The organism is Aeromonas sp. S41-2 (assembly GCF_027705845.1).
Taxonomy (GTDB): domain Bacteria; phylum Pseudomonadota; class Gammaproteobacteria; order Enterobacterales; family Aeromonadaceae; genus Aeromonas; species Aeromonas hydrophila.
Genome location: NZ_JAPDCG010000007.1, coordinates 182,890 through 198,768, shown reverse-complemented (window position 1 = coordinate 198,768; position 15,879 = coordinate 182,890). Strand labels below are relative to the sequence as shown.

13 protein-coding genes are annotated in these 15,879 nt (G+C 59.3%); 6 read left to right on the top strand and 7 right to left on the bottom strand.

Features of this window, described 5'->3' with window-relative positions; genetic code table 11:
- Window positions 1-221: 221 nt before the first annotated feature.
- Window positions 222-1,058 (top strand): tRNA cyclic N6-threonylcarbamoyladenosine(37) synthase TcdA, encoded by an 837-nt coding sequence (tcdA, locus tag OKC44_RS17010; protein WP_139392385.1) that lies wholly within the window; start codon window positions 222-224, stop codon window positions 1,056-1,058.
- Window positions 1,059-1,079: 21 nt separating this feature from the next.
- Here the strand turns inward: tcdA and OKC44_RS17005 are convergent, their stop codons facing one another.
- Both OKC44_RS17005 and OKC44_RS17000 read right to left on the bottom strand, forming a co-directional pair.
- Window positions 1,080-1,514 (bottom strand): SufE family protein, encoded by a 435-nt coding sequence (locus OKC44_RS17005; RefSeq protein WP_016352382.1) that lies wholly within the window; start codon window positions 1,512-1,514, stop codon window positions 1,080-1,082.
- A 13-nt stretch (window positions 1,515-1,527) separates the two neighbouring features.
- Window positions 1,528-2,748: an aminotransferase class V-fold PLP-dependent enzyme gene (locus OKC44_RS17000; RefSeq protein WP_139392383.1), complete on the bottom strand. Its 1,221-nt coding sequence runs from the start codon at window positions 2,746-2,748 to the stop codon at window positions 1,528-1,530.
- 152 nt (window positions 2,749-2,900) lie between these two features.
- Between OKC44_RS17000 and rep the strand changes: the two genes are divergently transcribed.
- Window positions 2,901-4,913, top strand: coding sequence for a DNA helicase Rep (rep, locus tag OKC44_RS16995; RefSeq protein WP_016352380.1), 2,013 nt, complete (start codon window positions 2,901-2,903; stop codon window positions 4,911-4,913).
- A gap of 7 nt (window positions 4,914-4,920) precedes the next feature.
- On the opposite strand, the gene OKC44_RS16990 is transcribed toward rep, so the two are convergent.
- The 5 genes from OKC44_RS16990 to OKC44_RS16970 all read right to left on the bottom strand — a co-directional run bounded on the left by OKC44_RS16990 (window position 4,921) and on the right by OKC44_RS16970 (window position 10,983).
- Window positions 4,921-7,206, bottom strand: a complete 2,286-nt coding sequence (locus OKC44_RS16990; protein WP_270814248.1) for a putative bifunctional diguanylate cyclase/phosphodiesterase — start codon at window positions 7,204-7,206, stop codon at window positions 4,921-4,923.
- Window positions 7,207-7,291: 85 nt separating this feature from the next.
- Entirely contained in the window at window positions 7,292-7,747 is a 456-nt protein-coding gene (locus OKC44_RS16985) for a c-type cytochrome (protein WP_024945508.1), read from the bottom strand.
- A 200-nt stretch (window positions 7,748-7,947) separates the two neighbouring features.
- Window positions 7,948-8,976, bottom strand: coding sequence for an L-threonine 3-dehydrogenase (gene tdh / locus OKC44_RS16980; protein WP_270814246.1), 1,029 nt, complete (start codon window positions 8,974-8,976; stop codon window positions 7,948-7,950).
- 56 nt (window positions 8,977-9,032) lie between these two features.
- On the bottom strand, window positions 9,033-10,223 hold the full coding sequence (locus OKC44_RS16975) for a glycine C-acetyltransferase (protein ID WP_042067218.1): 1,191 nt from the start codon (window positions 10,221-10,223) through the stop codon (window positions 9,033-9,035).
- 115 nt (window positions 10,224-10,338) lie between these two features.
- Complete coding sequence (locus OKC44_RS16970) at window positions 10,339-10,983, bottom strand: TetR/AcrR family transcriptional regulator (protein ID WP_073352202.1); 645 nt, start codon at window positions 10,981-10,983, stop codon at window positions 10,339-10,341.
- 156 nt (window positions 10,984-11,139) lie between these two features.
- Between OKC44_RS16970 and rfaD the strand changes: the two genes are divergently transcribed.
- From rfaD to OKC44_RS16950, 4 genes are all read left to right on the top strand, one after another.
- A complete protein-coding gene (gene rfaD, locus OKC44_RS16965; protein WP_024945510.1) occupies window positions 11,140-12,096 on the top strand; it encodes an ADP-glyceromanno-heptose 6-epimerase in 957 nt (318 codons plus the stop codon).
- A gap of 109 nt (window positions 12,097-12,205) precedes the next feature.
- Window positions 12,206-13,969, top strand: a complete 1,764-nt coding sequence (locus OKC44_RS16960; RefSeq protein ID WP_270814243.1) for a polysaccharide deacetylase family protein — start codon at window positions 12,206-12,208, stop codon at window positions 13,967-13,969.
- Window positions 13,970-15,184: an O-antigen ligase family protein gene (locus tag OKC44_RS16955; protein WP_101614495.1), complete on the top strand. Its 1,215-nt coding sequence runs from the start codon at window positions 13,970-13,972 to the stop codon at window positions 15,182-15,184.
- Window positions 15,181-15,846 (top strand): glycosyltransferase family 25 protein, encoded by a 666-nt coding sequence (locus OKC44_RS16950; protein ID WP_270814240.1) that lies wholly within the window; start codon window positions 15,181-15,183, stop codon window positions 15,844-15,846. Before OKC44_RS16955 ends, OKC44_RS16950 begins: the two co-directional genes overlap by 4 nt.
- The last annotated feature ends 33 nt before the right edge of the window (window positions 15,847-15,879 follow it).

Genomic DNA, 15,879 nt, shown 5'->3' with positions numbered 1-15,879 from the left:
GCGGTAGTTCAGTCGGTTAGAATACCGGCCTGTCACGCCGGGGGTCGCGGGTTCGAGTCCCGTCCGCTCCGCCACTACTTAAGAAGCCCAGTCTAACGACTGGGCTTTTTTTCGTTTCCGACACCGCACTCATTTTCCCTCACATCAACACCGCCATCATCCGATCATCGCCCCTGAGAGAGGTTGCCGCTATAATGGCCGCCCTCAAGCAAGGTGGTGGTATGAAAGCAGAGTATCTACAGCGATTCGGGGGCATTGCCCGTCTTTATGGTCAGAGTGCGCTGCATTCTTTTAGCCAGGCGAAAGTCTGTGTGGTCGGGATAGGTGGCGTCGGCTCCTGGGCGGCCGAGGCGCTGGCTCGGGCCGGCATCAACCAGATCACCCTGATCGACATGGACGATATCTGCATCACCAACACCAATCGCCAGATCCACGCCATGCAGGGCACGGTCGGCCGTCTCAAGACGGAGGTGATGGCCGAGCGCATCCGTGCCATCAATCCGGATTGCGAAGTGATCGAGGTGGATGATTTCGTCACCGCCGACAACCTGGCCGAGCACATCAAGCGGGAGTTTGACTATGTGGTGGATGCCATCGACTCGGTCAAGGCCAAGGTGGCGCTGATTGCCTTCTGCAAGCGCAACAAGATCCCGGTGATCGTGGCGGGTGGCGCCGGCGGGCAGATGGACCCGACCCAGATCACCGTGGCCGATCTGGCCAAGACCATTCAGGATCCGCTGGCCGCCAAGGTGCGCTCCGACCTGCGTCGGCTGCACAACTTCAGCAAGAATCCGGCACGCAAGTTCGGGGTTGAGTGCGTCTTTTCAACCGAGCAGCTGAGTTATCCGGATGGCAATGGCGGCACCTGTCAGGCCAAGGCGGCCAGCGACGGCAATATGAAGATGGATTGCGCCTCTGGCTTTGGCGCCGTGACGCCGGTGACGGCTACCTTTGGCTTGGTCGCGGCTTCCCGGGTATTGAAGAAGATTGCCGAGCGGGGAGCCCGTGCCGAGAAAGAGGCCGGGAATGAAGGCGCAGGGTCGATTGGCGAAGCCTAATCGACCACTGGGCAAGGCGGGTTAGACGGCCTGCTCCCGGATCGCCAACACGATAGCTCTGAGCCCGTTGCCCCGCGACGGGCTCAAGTGTTTCTCGAGTCCCAGTTCGCTGAAATAGCCCTCCATGTTGAAGGAGTGGATCGCCGCTGCGGGTTGGTGGTTGAGCGCCGCCAGCACGATGACGATAAGGCCCCGCACGATGCGGGCATCTGAATCGCAGGCAAAGTGCCAGTTACCATCCTCGCCTTTCTCCCCCTTCAGCCAGGCCTGGCTTTCACATCCCTTAAGGCGAAATGCCTCCTGCTGCCATTCGCCGGGTAGGGCTGGCAGCTGCTTGCCGAGCTGGATGATGAGCCGGTATTGGTTCTCCCAGCCGTGGGCTGCGGCAAATTGCTGACGGATGCTATTTGCGTCGGGCTCAACGCCTATCCGGGTATAGGTTGCGAGGCTGTTCATTGGATTGTCTGCCTTAGAAGAAGTCACTGAGTTTGTGCAGGGCGGCCAGCAGGGCGTCGACATCGTCCCGATTGTTGTAGCAGGCCAGCGAGGCGCGCAGGGTACCGCCGATACCGAGCGATTCCATCAGCGGCATGGCGCAGTGATGGCCGACCCGCAGCGCGATCCCCTGCATGTCGAGCAGGGTGGCGGCATCTTGCGGGTGGATATCCTCCAGCAGGAAGGAGACGGCGCCTGCGCGCTGGCCGGGTTCGCCGACCAGACGCAGCCCCGGCAACTGTTGCAGCCCGGCAACCAGATAGTCGGTCAGCGCCGCTTCATAACTGGCCAATGAGTCCCTGTCCTGCTCCATCACAAACTCGATAGCCACTGCGAGACCGATGGCACCGGCAATATGAGGGGTGCCGGCTTCAAACTTGAAGGGCAGGGTGTTGAAGGTGGTGCCCGAGAAGCTGACTCTGTCGATCATCTCGCCCCCCGCTTGCCAGGGCGGCATCCGCTCCAGCAGTTCGGTGCGGCCCCACAGCACGCCGATCCCGGTCGGGCCATAGAGCTTGTGACCGGAGAAGGCGTAGAAGTCGCAGCCGATGGCTTGTACATCCACCTCGAGATGAGCCACCGCCTGAGCGCCATCGATCAGGGTCAGGGCCCCGACCGCCTTGGCGGCAGCCACCATCTCTTTGACCGGATTGACGGTACCGAGGGCATTGGAGACGTGGGCCACGCTCACCAGCCGGGTGCGTGGCCCCAGCATGGCGTGATAGGCCGCCAGATCGAGATCGCCCCGCTCATCGAGGGGGATGACCCGGATCACGGCGCCGGTACGCTGGGCAATCAGCTGCCAGGGGACAATGTTGGCGTGGTGCTCCAGGGTGCTGAGCACTATCTCGTCCCCCGCCTTTAGTTCGCTCATGCCCCAGCTCTGGGCCACCAGGTTGATCGCCTCAGTAGTGCCACGGGTCCAGATCACCTCGCGACTGTGAGGCGCATTGATAAAGCGGGCAACCGTCTCGCGGGCGGCCTCGAAGGCACGGGTGGCGCGGCCGCTCAGGGCATGGGCGGCGCGGTGCACGTTGGCGTTGTCGGCCCGATAGTAGTGCGCAATGGCGTCCAGCACAGCCTGGGGTTTCTGGGTGGTGGCGGCATTGTCCAGATAGATCAGAGGGTGGCCGTTGACCTCTTGCGTCAAGGCCGGAAACTGGCTGCGCAGCCGGGCGTGCTGTTGCTGGTTCATGCTCCCCTCATATCATCTGGAAAAGTCGGCCATGATCCGGAAAATGGCGGTCAAACACAAGGCACAGTGGCGGGATATTGCCTGCGGTTTCGGCTGCCTGCGGGATCTCTGTTACAATGCCGCCCCTCATCATAAGCCAAGAGATCCGGCCCATGAAGCTCAACCCCAATCAGAACGAAGCGGTCAAGTTTGTCTCCGGCCCTTGCCTGGTGCTGGCGGGTGCCGGATCGGGCAAGACCCGCGTCATCACCAACAAGATTGCCTATCTGGTACAGCAGTGCGGCTACAACGCGCGCAACATCGCTGCCGTCACCTTCACCAACAAGGCCGCGCGGGAGATGAAAGAACGGGTCGGCCAGACCCTGGGTCGCAAGGAGGCGCGAGGACTGATGGTCTCCACCTTCCACACCCTGGGTCTCGAGATCATCCGCCGCGAGCACAAGAGCCTGAACCTCAAGGCCAATTTTTCCCTGTTCGACGACACCGACCAGCTGGCGCTGCTGAAAGAGCTGACCGAGGCGGAGCTCGACAACGACAAGGACAAGCTCTCGGCCCTCATCAGCCAGATCTCCAACTGGAAGAACGACCTCATCCTGCCGGCTCGCGCCATGCGCATCGCCCGCGGCCCGGAGGAAGTGTTGCTGGCCCAGCTCTATGAACGCTATCACCGCCAGATGGTGGCCTACAACGCGCTGGATTTCGACGATCTCATCGTGATGCCGACCCTGTTGCTCAAGAGCAACGAGGAGGTACGCACCCGCTGGCAGAACAAGATCCGTTATCTGCTGGTCGACGAATATCAGGACACCAACACCAGCCAGTACGAGCTGGTGAAGCAGATTGTCGGCGAGCGGGCCCGTTTTACCGTGGTGGGAGACGATGACCAGTCCATTTACTCCTGGCGTGGGGCCAAGCCGCAGAACCTGGTGCTGCTGAACGAGGATTTTCCCAGCCTCAAACTCATTAAGCTGGAGCAGAACTACCGTTCCAAGAAGCGCATCCTCAAGTGCGCCAACATCCTGATTGCCAACAACCCCCATGTCTATGACAAGGCGCTCTTCTCCGAGCTCGATGAAGGGGTGAAGCTCAAGGTGCTGTTTGCCAAGAATGAGGAGCACGAGGCGGAGCGTATTGCCGCCGAGCTGATGGGCCACAAGTTCATGAACCGCACCCGGTTCAAGGATTACGCCATCCTCTATCGGGGCAACCATCAGTCGCGCATCTTCGAGAAGGCGCTGATGACCAACCGCATTCCCTACCGTATCTCGGGTGGCACCTCGTTTTTCTCCCGCACCGAGATCAAGGACATCATGGCCTACCTCAAGCTGCTGGTGAACCCGGACGAGGACACTGCCTTCCTGCGGGTGGTCAACCTGCCGCGCCGTGAGATAGGCCCCACCACCCTCGAAAAACTGGGCCAGTATGCCAACCAGCGCGGCAAGAGCCTGTTTGCCGCCAGCTTCGAGCTGGGGCTGGAACAACACCTCTCCGGGCGCGGTCTATCCGCCCTGCAGGCCTTCACCAACTGGCTGGTTCGGCTCGGCGATCAGGCGCTGCGCGGCAATCCAGTGGAGGCGGTGCGGGACATGATCAAGGAGATCCACTACGAAGAGTGGCTCTACGAGACCTCTCCCAGCCCGAAGGCGGCAGAGATGCGGATGCAAAACGTCTCCACCCTTTACCGCTGGATCACCGAGATGCTGGAAGGGGATGAGCTGGAGGAAGCGATGACGCTGGCTCAGGTGGTAACCCGGCTCACCCTGCGTGACATGATGGAGCGCAACGAGGGAGAGGACGAGGCTGACCAGGTGCAGCTGATGACTCTGCACGCCTCCAAGGGGCTGGAGTTTCCCTACGTCTACATGGTGGGCATGGAGGAGGGCTTGCTGCCCCATCAGACCAGCATCGACGAGGATAACGTGGAGGAGGAGCGGCGCCTCGCCTATGTGGGCATCACCCGGGCCCAGACCGAACTGACTTTTACCCTCTGCAAGGAGCGGCGCCAGTACGGCGAGTCGGTGCGGCCGGAGCCGAGCCGCTTCCTGCTGGAGCTGCCGCAGGACGATCTGGAGTGGGAAAACCAGAAGAAGGTGACGGCCGAGGAGCGCCAACAGAAGGGGCAGGTCGGGGTCGCCAACCTGAGAGCGCTGTTCAAGAAGGATTGAGTGCTGGTTAGCCGCGCTCGTTCTTGGTCTGGGTGAGCAGGGGAGTGATATCGGCTCCGGGCATGGGGGGCGAAATATAGCGCCCCTGGCCCATCAGACAGCCGAGATCGATCAGTTTCTGCAGTTGTTGCTGGTTTTCGATGCCTTCCACCACCAGGGTGAAGTCCAGATCCTGGCAGATGTCGCGCATGGCACGAATGAGGGCGAGATCCTTGGGTGACTGCAGCATGCGATGGGTGAAGCTGTCATCCACCTTGATGTAGTCCACCGGGAAGTGGAACAGGGCATTGAGGGACGAAAACCCGGTCCCAAAGTCATCCAGACTGATCTGGATACCCTTGGCTCTCAATTCGTGCAACGAGGTGAGGGCATCGGAGTCCTGCCGTGACAGCTCCCGCTCGTTGAATTCGAAGATCAGATAGCCGGGGGCTATCCCCTCGGATTCGATGATTTCAACCAACTTCATGATCTGCTCATGGCTGACCAGATGCTTGCCGGACAAGTTGATGGCCACCTTGAACTTGCTCTGGCCTGACAGCGGCAGCCACTCCTTCAATTGTTGGCAGGTGTGGCTCAGGATCTGGTAGTCCAGCTCCTGAATCAGACCGCACTGCTCCGCCAGCGGGATAAAGTCGAACGCATCCTTGAGTACCCCCTCTTCGGTGATCCAGCGGGCCATCACCTCCAGCCCGGTCAGCCGGCTGTCCTTGAGCCGGATCACCGGCTGAAAATAGGGGACGATGCGCCCTTCGCGCAGCGCTCTTGCCAGCATCTCTTCCGGCGAGGCCCAGGTCTGGACCGAGCACTCTTCCGAATAGCTGACGATGCGACTGCGACCGTTGCGTTTGGCCTGATACATGGCCAAGTCGGCCTGATGGAGCAGCTGGCTGATGTCGGAGGTCTGTTCCGATACGCTGGCCACCCCCAGACTGACCGTGATGCCCAGCTCGTTGCCCATCAGTCGAAAAGGGTAGGAGAGGCGGCTGATGATGCGGTTGAGTACCGGGCTGATATCCTCCTCGGTCTTGCTGTTGTCCAGATAGATGACGAATTCATCCCCACCCAGCCTGGCCACCATGTCGTTCTGCCGAATGCAGGTCTGCAGGCGGCGGCTCATCTCCTTGAGCAGCTGGTCACCGGCGCTGTGGCCCAGAGTGTCGTTGACCTGCTTGAAGTGGTCTACATCGATGAAGATCAGCGAAAAACCCGGCGACTTGTAGCGGTGAAAGTGGGTCATGGCATGGTTGAGGTGATTCATCAGCAGGGCCCGGTTGGGCAGCTGGGTCAGCGGATCGTGCAGGGCGTCGAACTGCAGCCGCCGTTCCAGTTCCTGATGCTGCTTGAGCTGCTTTTGCAGTCGGAGGTTGGTCTGACGCAACTGCTGCAAGCGCTGGTTGATGGAATCTTCCGAGTTGATGTCGTGCAGCTGCTGGCGGATCCGCCTCAGCTCCAGCAGCAGGGTGAGTTGGCTGCGCAGGAAGTCGAGAAACAGCCGATCATCGGTTTCCAGCGGGTGCTGCAGGCTGATGAGAAAGTGGGCGAAGTACTGCTGCTGCAGGCGCAGCGGTTGGCTGTACCAGTAGAGCTGCTCCTTGTGCTGTTCCATGTTGTTGGTGCTGTGGCACAGCCCGGTGATGAACTCGTCGCTGTGGGGGGGCTGCTCCGGATAGATCTTCTCGAGTCGGTGGCTGTCGATGCGCACCAGCAGCATGTCCTGAATGGCCAGCATCTGGCGCAGGACTGCCTCGAGCTGGGAGAACAGCGCCTGACTGGGCAAGGTGTTGGCCAGCCGGATGATGCGGTTGATGCTCTCGATCTTCTTCTGCCAGTCAGGGTCTTTGCGGATCAGCGGTGAGGCCAGCTCCGACAGCTGGGAGCCTGCCTGGGTCTCGTTCAATCGCTTGGCCAGGCACTCCAGCAACAGGCGCAGGGTTGGCAGCTCCTTGGGCTGGCAGCAGGCCAGCAGCCACTGGACCTGACCATGCTCGACCGGCAGCGAGCACCAGCCATCGGCTTCATCGAGCTGGGTCAGTTGATCGGTGATACGCGACTCCTCCAGCCCCAGCTGCAACTTGAAGCTGTCGGAGATCTGGTATTCGCATACCCACTGCAGGCCGGCTTCCGACAAGCCGAGCATGCCGAAATGCTGCAGCGGGCAGAGCTGGTTCAGCTGCTGGATCAGGGTGTCGTAATCTTTGGAAGTGGCGGCGGAGGGGGCGGGGAAATCCATAATAGCGGAGACCAACGCCAGCAAGGGAGTCGAGTAATGGGGTGTTATTGGTTGCGCTGACATGAGTAACTCCCGGTTTGCCTACCCTACAAAGAGTAGCCGGAAGTCATCAGATTGAAAGGGCCGCAAATGCGGCCCTTTCAAACACTTAGAGCTTGTCGATCATGTAGTGAATGGCGTTTTCGATCTCTTCATCGCTACAGGTGGCGCAAGTTCCTCGTGGCGGCATCACACCGGTCTTGCCTGCGAAGCCGGCAATGGCGTGTTTCTTAAGCGTTTCAATACCTTGGGCGATACGTGGTTCCCAGGCAGCCTTGTCGCCACGCTTGGGGGCACCGGCGATGCCGGCATCGTGGCAGGCGAAGCAGGCGCCCTTGAACACGGCTTCGCCGTCGCGCGGACCAGATGCCGCTGCCGCCGCAGGGGCTGCGCCTGCGGTCGCAATCCCTTCCAGATCCTTGGCGGTATAGACTTGACCGACAGGCTTGATCCGCTCGGCAATTGCCTCCGGTGACATATCATCGGCAGCAAGCACTACGCCGGACAAACTGGCGGCCGTCATCCCGACCGCCAGCAAATAGCTCAGTTTTTTCAACACGCTCATGTACTCCCAGCAGGCTTTTATTATCCCTAGAAAACGACTGGATTATAACCGAATAGTTACAGCCATTTAAACGCTTGTGTGTGAAGTGTTAAGCACTCTGCGTGCAAAGTTTCTTCGTCAGATCACAAACTGGCGAGGCCGGCCCGAAAAAAAGAAACCCGGTTTTCACCGGGTTTCATCTCATGGGCGGGCCGAAAGGCTTATTTGTCCCAGCTGAGGATCACCTTGCCGGACTGGCCTGAGCGCATGGCATCGAACCCTTGCTGGAAGTCGTCGATGTGGAAGCGGTGGGTGATGATGGGGGAGAGATCCAGCCCGGACTGGATCAGGCTGGCCATCTTGTACCAGGTCTCGAACATTTCACGACCGTAGATCCCTTTGATAAACAGTCCTTTGAAGATCACCTTGCCCCAGTCGATGGCCATGGTAGCGGGGGGGATGCCGAGCATGGCGATTTTGCCGCCGTGGTTCATCTTGTCGATCATGTCCTGGAAGGCGCTGGGCACGCCGGACATCTCCAGCCCCACGTCGAACCCTTCGGTCATGCCGAGTTCGCTCATCACGTCGCTGAGCTGTTCCTTGGCCACGTTGACGGCGCGAGTAGCGCCCATCTTGCGGGCCAGCTCGAGCCGGTATTCGTTGACGTCGGTGATCACCACATGGCGGGCACCCACGTGGCGGCAGACGGCGGCGGCCATGATGCCGATGGGGCCGGCACCGGTGATCAGCACGTCTTCACCGACCAGGTCGAAGGAGAGGGCGGTGTGCACCGCGTTGCCGAACGGATCGAAGATGGCGGCCAGTTCATCGGGGACGTTGTCCGGCAGCTTGAAGGCGTTGAAGGCTGGGATCACCAGATACTCGGCGAAGGCGCCGGGGCGGTTGACGCCGACGCCTATGGTGTTGCGGCACAGGTGGGTGCGGCCAGCACGGCAGTTGCGGCAGTGGCCACAGGTAATGTGGCCTTCACCGGACACCCGGTCTCCGACCACGAAGCCGCGCACTTCCTGGCCAATGGCGACCACTTCCCCAACGTATTCGTGGCCGACCACCATGGGTACCGGGATGGTCTTTTGTGACCATTCGTCCCAGTTGTAGATGTGGATGTCGGTGCCACAGATGGCGGTCTTGCGGATCTTGATCAGCAGGTCGTTGTGGCCGAGTTCGGGGGCCGGTACGTCCGTCATCCAGATGCCGACTTCTTTGTGCAGTTTGGAGAGCGCTTTCATGGTTGTTCCTTCACGATGAATGCAGAAAGAAGGGGCGCCAGGCCCCTTGATTCAAATCAGATGATGTCGAGTTCGCGGCCGATGCGAATGAAGGCATCGATGGCCTTGTCCAGTTGCTCACGGGTATGGGCGGCGGACATCTGGGTGCGGATGCGAGCCTGGCCCTTGGGCACCACCGGGAAGGAGAAGCCCACCACGTAGATGCCGGCGGCCAGCATGCGGCTTGCCATCTCGGCGGCCAGTTTGGCGTCACCCAGCATCACCGGAATGATGGCGTGATCGGCCCCGGCCAGGGTGAAGCCGGCGGCGCTCATCCGTTCGCGGAAGTATTGGCTGTTCTCCTTGAGGCTGGAGCGCAGCGCATGCCCGTCGGCCAGCATGTCGATCACCTTGATGGTGGCGGCGACGATGGAGGGGGCCAGCGAGTTGGAGAAGAGATAGGGGCGGGAGCGCTGGCGCAACCAGTCGATCACCTCCTTTTTGCCGGAGGTGTAGCCACCGGAGGCGCCGCCAAGCGCCTTGCCCAGGGTACCGGTGATGATGTCGACCCTGTCCATCACGCCACAGTATTCGTGGGTGCCGCGGCCGTTCTCGCCGATGAAGCCGACGGCGTGGGAGTCGTCCACCATCACCAGGGCGTCGTATTTGTCGGCCAGATCGCAGATGGATTTGAGGTCGGCAATGACGCCATCCATGGAGAAGACGCCGTCGGTGGCGATCAGCTTGAAGCGGGCGCCGTCGGCGTCAGCCTGCTTGAGCTGGGCTTCCAGCTCGGCCATGTCGTTGTTGGCGTAGCGATAGCGCTTGGCCTTGCACAGCCGTACCCCGTCGATGATGGAGGCGTGGTTGAGAGCATCGGAGATGATGGCGTCTTCGGCACCGAACAGGGTTTCGAACAGACCGCCATTGGCATCGAAGCAGGAGGAGTAGAGGATGGTGTCTTCGGTGCCGAGGAAACCCGACAGTTTCTGCTCCAGCTCCTTGTGCTGATCCTGGGTGCCGCAGATGAAACGGACCGAGGCCATGCCGAAGCCGTGGCTGTCCAGCCCCTGATGAGCCGCTGCGATCAGGTCCGGGTGGTTGGCCAGCCCCAGATAGTTGTTGGCACAGAAGTTCAGCACCTGCTCGCCGCCCACCGCAATCCGGGCCTGCTGGGCCGAGGTGATGACGCGCTCCTGCTTGTACAACCCTTCAGCCTGCACCTGCTCAAGCTGCTCGGTCAGGTGACGATAGAATCCGTTAGACATCCTCGATCCTTATTGGCTATTTCAGCTGATTATCAACAATGGGCAGTATTTTACTGCAATCTGTTGCGGCGAATTCAAATGATTGTGCTGACATTCAACAATTGTGAAACAGATCTCACCCGGCTGGTTGGGCCAGTTGACGATAGTGCTGTTCCAGCTGTCGGATCTGGTCGGCCACCTGGGGCTGCACATAGGGGCGCAGCAGGAACAGTACCCGCAAGACGCCCTGATAGAGCAACGGTTTGGTGATGCGGGTGCTGGGGGCCTGGGCAATCTGGAACGGGATCCAGCAGGTGACCACCATCTTGATGGTCTGGCCCAGATCCGGCAGATCCTCGTCGCTGACATTTATGATGCCGCCCTCGCGCAGGCTTCTGAGCAGGGCCACCACGGCGGCGCGCAACTGCTCCTGGGCCTTGAGGTATTTCTGTTGCAGCGGCTCATCGCGGCTGAGGATGTCCGGCAGATTGGCGTAGAAGAAGCGAAACTGCCACATCAGATAGAAGATGGCATCCAGATAGCCCATCAGGTTTTCCAGCTTGATCTCGTCACTGCGCGCCGGCGTGAAGCTCTCGCTCAGATGGCGGGCGTACTGGTCGAAGATGGAGTGGATGATGTCTTCTTTATTGCGGAAGTGGTAATAGAGGTTGCCCGGGCTGATGCCCAGATGGGCGGCAATGTGGTTGGTGGTGATGTTACGCTCACCCTGATCGTTGAACAGCTCGGTGGCGCTGTGAATGATCCTGTCTCTGGTTTTCATCGCTGTTCCCTCTGCCGGGCCCCTGGCCGGTGAAATCGTCAAGGTCGAATCCCCTTGCGGCCCGTGATAAACTTTTCGGCAATTTCAAATTGGCTCACTATACACAGCTTTAACAGGCAGTCACACGTGGCCATCAACGTACGCGAGGCAAACTCCATGATCGTAGTAACTGGCGGTGCTGGCTTTATCGGCAGCAATCTGGTCAAGCAGCTGAACGCTCAAGGACGGACCGATGTGGTGGTCATCGATGACCTGACCGACGGCACCAAGTTCGTCAATCTGGTCGATCTGACCATTGCCGATTACATGGATAAGGATGAGTTCCAGGCGCGGATCGTCTCCGGCGACGAATTTGAAGAGTGGGATGGCGGCATCGAGGTGATCTTCCACGAAGGTGCCTGCTCCGCCACCACTGAGTGGAACGGCAAGTTCATCATGGAGGTCAACTACGAGTACTCCAAGGATCTGTTCCACTACTGCATCGAGCGGGAAATTCCGTTCATCTACGCCTCTTCTGCAGCAACCTATGGCGGGCGCAACGACAACTTCATCGAAGATCCGAAGTTCGAGCAGCCGCTCAACGTCTACGGCTACTCCAAGCAGCTGTTCGACCAGTACGTGCGTCGCTGGATGCCGGAGATCAACTCCCAGGTGGTCGGCCTCAAGTACTTCAACGTCTATGGCCCGCGCGAGCAGCACAAGGGCTCCATGGCCTCGGTTGCCTTCCACCTCAATACCCAGGTGAAGAAGGGCGAGAATCCCAAGCTGTTCGAAGGCTGCGACGGTTTCCCCAACGGCGGCCAGATGCGCGATTTCATCTATGTGGATGACGTCTGCAAGGTGAACCTCTGGTTCTGGCAGAATCCGCAGCACTCCGGCATCTTCAACTGCGGTACCGGCCGGGCCGAACCGTTCCAGAACGTGGCCGAAGCGGTGATCAAGCATCATCAGAAGGGTGCCATCGAGTACATTCCCTTCCCGGATCACCTCAAGGGTCGCTATCAGAGCTTTACCCAGGCGGATATGACCAAGCTGCGTGGCGTCGGTTATGACGCCGAGTTCAAAACCGTGGCCGAAGGGGTCGCGGATTATATGGCGTGGCTCAACCGCTAACGAGTGAGCTTTACACCGCCATATGCAGACAAGCCGGAAGCAGGCCATACCTGCTTCCGGCTCTGTTGTTTGTCACGGTTTTTCTCAGTTTCTACCGGGTAACCACGCAATGAACATATTGATGGCACTCTCCCAGCTCGAAGTGACGGGCGCTGAGGTCTATGCCACCACGGTCGGTAACGAACTGACCCGGCGTGGCCACCAGGTTTTCTATGTCTCGGACACCCTGACCAAGCCCACTCTGGGTGAGGTGTTCAAGCTGCGATTCAACAAGCGCAGCATTCTGCGCCGCTTCTGGCACGTGTTTTACCTCGTCTATCTGATCAAGAAGCATCATATCCAGCTGGTGCATGCCCACTCCCGCGCCTCTGGCTGGAGCAGCTATGTGGCCTGCAAGCTGACCGGCACCCCCATGATCACCACGGTGCACGGCCGCCAGCCGGTACATGCCTCCCGCAAGGCCTTCCATGCACTCGGCTTTCGAGCTGTGGCGGTGTGCGAGGATATCGCCCACCAGATCATCGACAATCTGGGGGTGGATCCGGCCATCGTGCAGGTACTGCGCAACGGCATCGAAACCGACAAGTTCCAGCCTGTGCATGCCCCGACCAATGCCAGGCCGGTGATCGCCATCGTAGGCCGGCTGAGCGGCCCCAAGGGTGAGCTCTGCTATCGGTTGCTGGATGAGGTGCTGGATCTGGACGCCTGCCAGGTGAAGGTGGTGAGCGGCAGCCAGCTGCCGGCGCGTTTCCAGCGTTTTCAGGAGCGGGTCGATTTCGTCGGCTACGTGGAGGATGTCCCTGCGCTGATGGCGCAATGCGATCTGGTGATCGGGGCAGGTCGGGTGGCGATGGAGGCCCTGCTGTGCGGTCGTCCCGCCTTTGCCATCGGTGAGGCCAAGGCCACCGGTCTGGTGACCGAGCACAATCTGGATGAGGCGCTGGCCAGCAACTTCGGCGATATCGGCCCCCAGGATCTGGCGATCGATTTTGCCGCACTGAAGGCGCAGATTGGCCCGGCGCTGGCCAGTGGCACCGTTTCAGACACAATTCGTCAGCGCATTCAGGCCGAATATGGCTTGGCGGGAGTCGTCTCCGGCCTGGAATCCATCTATCAGGATGCGGTGGTCGAGACCCTGCGCCGCGAGATGCCGGTCATCATGTATCACCGCTTCATCGAGCATGACAGCGAGAAGGGGGTACACGGCACCTGGATGCCGATCGCCATGTTCGAGAAGCACCTGCGCCTGCTGAAGTGGTTGGGTTATGAGACCCTGACGTTCCGCGATCTGGCGGATAAGGGCTTCATGCACCGGCTGCAGTACGGCAAGAAATACCTGATGATCACCGCCGACGATGGCTATCAGGACAACCTGACTCGCATGCTGCCGCTGCTGGAAAAATATGGTTACAAAGCCGTGGTATACGTGGTCACGGGGGAAGGGTATAACCGCTGGGATGTGGAGCATGCGAGCAACCCGGACACCCGGGTGGACCTGATGAATGGCGAGCAGCTCAAGGCGCTGACGGCCTCCGGTCATGTGGAGATCGGCGGGCATACCCTGACCCACCCCAGGTTGAGCAAGCTTGCACCCGAGCAGCAAGCTCATGAAATTCAAGAGAACAAACGACAGCTCGAAGCCCTGCTCGGCCACCCTCTGCTGTCATTCGCCTACCCTTATGGGGATATGGATGAAAGCGCAAAGGCGCAGGCGATGGCGGCGGGTTACCGTTTTGCCGTTGCCACCAACAGCGGGCCCAGAGCCATGCACCAGGACCCTTTCAGGATCCGCCGCATTGCCATTTTCCCGCGTACAGATGTTTTTGGCCTGTGGCGCAAAATCCGGGGTAACTATGTCTTCAGGAAGTCTTGATTGATGCTCAGCAGAAGCCTTGCCTTGCTCGATAGAACAACCACAGCCCTGTTTGCGCTGACCATCCTGTTCTCCTTTTGCGGCCTGTTTCTGGCCCCTTTCGGCCAGAGCATTCAATCCAATCTGCTGGCTGTGACCGGCATCTTCGGTTTGTTGAATTACTTTGTCGGCAAACAACGGGATGTGGGGCTCAAAGACCGTCGCATTCTCTGGGGGCTGCTGGTCTATGCCGCCATGATCTTCGTCAACCGGTTGATCCACGGTGATCAATACGGAGTCATGCGCGGGCTGTTTTATGTTGTCGTCTTTGCGCTGATGATGCCGCGCAAGCCGAGTCTGCTGGTGCTGGGTTATCTGGCCATCGTGCTGGGCGGGATGGGATTGGGCATTCTCAGCATCTGGCAATACCAGCACGGCATTGCCAGGGTGGAAGGGTTTACCAACGCGATCCTTTTCTCGCAGGCTGCGCTGACGCTGGCCATCCTCAACTGGTTTGTCTTCCAGCAAAAACAGTTGCCTGGATGGTTGAGGGGGGGGAGCCTGTTTGGCTTGATTGCGGCCCTGTTTGCACTTTATCTCTCCCAGAGCCGGGGGGTCTGGCTCGCCTTCGGGATTATTCTTGCCTACGTCATCTGCTACAAGGCCTACTTCAAACCGTGGAAATACATTGCGGTAGCCATATTGTGTACGGCCACAACGGGCGCCATTTATCAGACCAACCAGCTGGTTCAGGTTCGGGTCGCAGAGGCAGTCTCGGATCTCAACTCGGCAGAAAAAGGTTCGTACGACTCATCATGGGGCTTGCGCGTCATTGCCTGGCAGAGTGCTTGGCTGGGTTTTTTGGATTCACCGGTGGCAGGGGTGGGCACGGATGGCTTCGACGCATTGAAGATAAGCCAAGTTAGGAATGAATTAGTCCCTGCGTCAATTCTGAACCCAGTACTAACTCATGCCCATAATCAATATATGCAGAATCTGGTCGTGCGCGGCAGCATAGGATTTATTGCACTGGTGATCTTTCTTGGCCTGCCGCTCTATCTGGCGGCGAACAATATAAGCAGGATTTCTGCGGGTGTGCTGGTTCCCCTCGCGTTTGCCATTAACTCCCTAAGCGATGTGCCGTTTGAGCATCAAGGGGTGCTCTATCTGTACACGCTCAGCCTGGTTTTCATCTGGTTTTCCCATGAGTTTAAAAAGGATACCTGCACGTCATGATTCCGGTTTTTGTCATCAGTTTGGCTCGCAGCGTTGAGCGACGGGCGATGGTTGTTCAGCAGATGGCGCATTTGGGCATAGATTTCGAGTTTGTTGATGCTACCGACGGGAAGGCGCTGAGCAGTGCCGAGCTGGCCAAGGTGGATTTGGAACTGGCGAAAGAAGTGTGTGGCCATGAACTGAGTTTTGGCGAGATTGGCTGCGCCATGAGCCATATTCGAGTTTATGAGCGCATTGTCGCCGAGGGTATTGAACGCTGTGTGGTGCTTGAAGATGACATCTACCTGCACATGCACAGCAAGGCGATCATCGAGACGATAGTGCACTCCTGCCAGTCCGAGATCGTCTTCCTGCATCATGGCAAAGCTAAACGCTGGCCATTCCTGTCATCCCTGCCCGGTGGCTACCGGCTTGCTAGATACCTGACGCCCAGCAGCTCCTCCAAGCGAGGAGTGCTCTCTACCGCTGGGTATGTGCTGACCCTGGCCGGGGCGAAAAAATTATTGCAGTGTGCCTATCCGCTGCGGATGCCCTCCGACTATCTGACCGGCCGCTTGCAGCTCAATGGCCTGTCTGCCTCCGGGGTGGAACCCTGCTGTCTGGATGTAGATCTGTTCACCACCACCATCGATGACAGAGCTTACGGCCACTATCTGAAATAGCACTGGGCGTGCCGACGGTGGCTGTTGGTTGGC

Coding starts and splice junctions, on each gene's coding strand:
- tcdA (WP_139392385.1), top strand. CDS start 222: ATGAAAGCAGAGTATCTACAGCGATTCGGGGGCATTGCCCGTCTTTAT.
- OKC44_RS17005 (WP_016352382.1), bottom strand. CDS start 1,514: ATGAACAGCCTCGCAACCTATACCCGGATAGGCGTTGAGCCCGACGCA.
- OKC44_RS17000 (WP_139392383.1), bottom strand. CDS start 2,748: ATGAACCAGCAACAGCACGCCCGGCTGCGCAGCCAGTTTCCGGCCTTG.
- rep (WP_016352380.1), top strand. CDS start 2,901: ATGAAGCTCAACCCCAATCAGAACGAAGCGGTCAAGTTTGTCTCCGGC.
- OKC44_RS16990 (WP_270814248.1), bottom strand. CDS start 7,206: ATGTCAGCGCAACCAATAACACCCCATTACTCGACTCCCTTGCTGGCG.
- OKC44_RS16985 (WP_024945508.1), bottom strand. CDS start 7,747: ATGAGCGTGTTGAAAAAACTGAGCTATTTGCTGGCGGTCGGGATGACG.
- tdh (WP_270814246.1), bottom strand. CDS start 8,976: ATGAAAGCGCTCTCCAAACTGCACAAAGAAGTCGGCATCTGGATGACG.
- OKC44_RS16975 (WP_042067218.1), bottom strand. CDS start 10,223: ATGTCTAACGGATTCTATCGTCACCTGACCGAGCAGCTTGAGCAGGTG.
- OKC44_RS16970 (WP_073352202.1), bottom strand. CDS start 10,983: ATGAAAACCAGAGACAGGATCATTCACAGCGCCACCGAGCTGTTCAAC.
- rfaD (WP_024945510.1), top strand. CDS start 11,140: ATGATCGTAGTAACTGGCGGTGCTGGCTTTATCGGCAGCAATCTGGTC.
- OKC44_RS16960 (WP_270814243.1), top strand. CDS start 12,206: ATGAACATATTGATGGCACTCTCCCAGCTCGAAGTGACGGGCGCTGAG.
- OKC44_RS16950 (WP_270814240.1), top strand. CDS start 15,181: ATGATTCCGGTTTTTGTCATCAGTTTGGCTCGCAGCGTTGAGCGACGG.